Annotated in this window: 1 rRNA gene; it reads left to right on the top strand. The window is 55.2% G+C overall.

What is annotated here, in order from left to right:
• A 23S ribosomal RNA gene (locus tag ACSC1Y_RS16115) occupies window positions 1–1,872 on the top strand; the annotation flags it as partial.

Below are 1,872 nucleotides of genomic sequence, written 5' to 3'. Positions count from 1 at the left end.
TTGAAACATCTTAGTACCGGCAGGAGGAGAAAGCAATCCGCGATGTCGTCAGTAACGGCGAGTAAAAGCGACACAGTCCAAACCGAATCCCTCACGGGACATGTGGTGTTCGGACTGACAATCACTACTCGACCGTCTGCGTGAAGTCTCCTGGAACGGAGCACGAAACAGGGTGACAGTCCCGTAATTCAGACCAGTACAGTACGCGTCAGCTCCAGAGTAGCGGGGGTTGGATATCCCTCGTGAATCTGGCAGGCATCCCCTGCTAAGACTAAATACTACTCGAGACCGATAGTGAACAAGTAGCGTGAGCGAACACTGAAAAGCACCCCGAGAAGGGAGGTGCAATAGAGCCTGAAATCAGGTGGCGATAGAGCGACGGGGCATAAAAGGCCCTGCAGAAAACGACCCATCCGCAAGGATGCAGTAGGACCTGCAGGGAGCCGGTGTTCCGTCGTGCGTTTTGAAAAACGAGCCAGGGAGTGTATCTGATCGACGAGTCTAACCTGAGTATCAGGGAAGGCGCAGGGAAACCGACAAGGCCGCAGTATTACCAGGGCCGCCGTGTTCAAGCGCGGGGAGTCGACCGGATACGACCCGAAACCAGATGATCTATGCGTGGGCAAGGTGAAGCGTGCCGAAAGGCACGTGGAGGCCTGTTAGAGTTGGTGTCCTTCAATACCCTCTCGTGACCTACGTATAGGGGTGAAAGGCCCATCGAATCTGGCAACAGCTGGTTCCAGCCGAAACATGTCGAAGCATGACCTCTGCTGAGGTAGTTCGTGGGGTAGAGCGACCGATTGGGAGACTCGCCTTCGAGAGAAGTCGACCTCCCTGTCAAACTCCGAACCTACGAACGCCACAGAAGCAGGGAGTCCGGTGTGCGGGGTAAGCCTGTGCACCATGAGGGAGACAACCCAGAGTCGGGTTAAGGACCCAAAATGCGGACTAAGTGCGATTGAAGGTGGTCTCAAGCCCTAAACAGCCGGGAGGTGAGCTTAGAAGCAGCTACCCTCTAAGAAAAGCGTAACAGCTTACCGGCCGAGGTTTGAGGCGCCGAAAATGATCGGGGCTCAAGTCCGCTTCCGAGACCTGACGACACCCCTTACAGGGTGATTCCGTAGGCTGGCGCTCCGGTCGGGTGGAAGCACGGGTGAGAACTCGTGTGGACCGACCGGTGACGACAATCCTGGCCATAGTAGCAGCGTTAGTCGGGTGAGAACCCCGACGGCCGAACGAGCAAGGGTTCCTCGACAATGCCAATCAGTCGAGGGTTAGCCGATCCTAAGTCACACCGTAATTCGAATGTGACAAAAGGGAAACTGGTTAATATTCCAGTGCTCTCGTACACTCAAAGCTGACGCTTTGGGGACAACTGAGCTGGGCTTTCGCCCAGTCGAACTAGTGAACTCCGTGGAAGCCGTAATGGCAGGAAGCGGAAGAATACTAGGATAGCGTAAGTCAGTCGTACCTAGAGCCCGTGAAAAGGCGAGTACGAGATTCGTACCGAGATCCGACACAGGTGCTCGTGGCAGTGAAAGCCAAGGCCTGTCGGGAACAACCGACGTTAGGGAATTCGGCAAATTAGTCCCGTAAGTTCGCGATAAGGGATGCCTGCCTCGGAGAGAGGCAGGTCGCAGTGACTCGGACGCTCCGACTGTCTAGTAACAACATAGGTGACCGCAAATCCGTAAGGACTCGTACGGTCACTGAATCCTGCCCAGTGCGGGTATCTGAACACCTAGTACAATAGGACGAAGGACCCGTCAACGGCGGGGGTAACTATGACCCTCTTAAGGTAGCGTAGTACCTTGCCGCTTCAGTAGCGGCTTGCATGAATGGATCAACGAGAGCGTCACTGTCCCAACGTTG

Source organism: Haloarchaeobius lipolyticus, from assembly GCF_051208015.1.
Taxonomy (GTDB): Archaea; Halobacteriota; Halobacteria; order Halobacteriales; family Natrialbaceae; genus Haloarchaeobius.
This window is presented reverse-complemented; position numbering and strand designations above follow the sequence as displayed.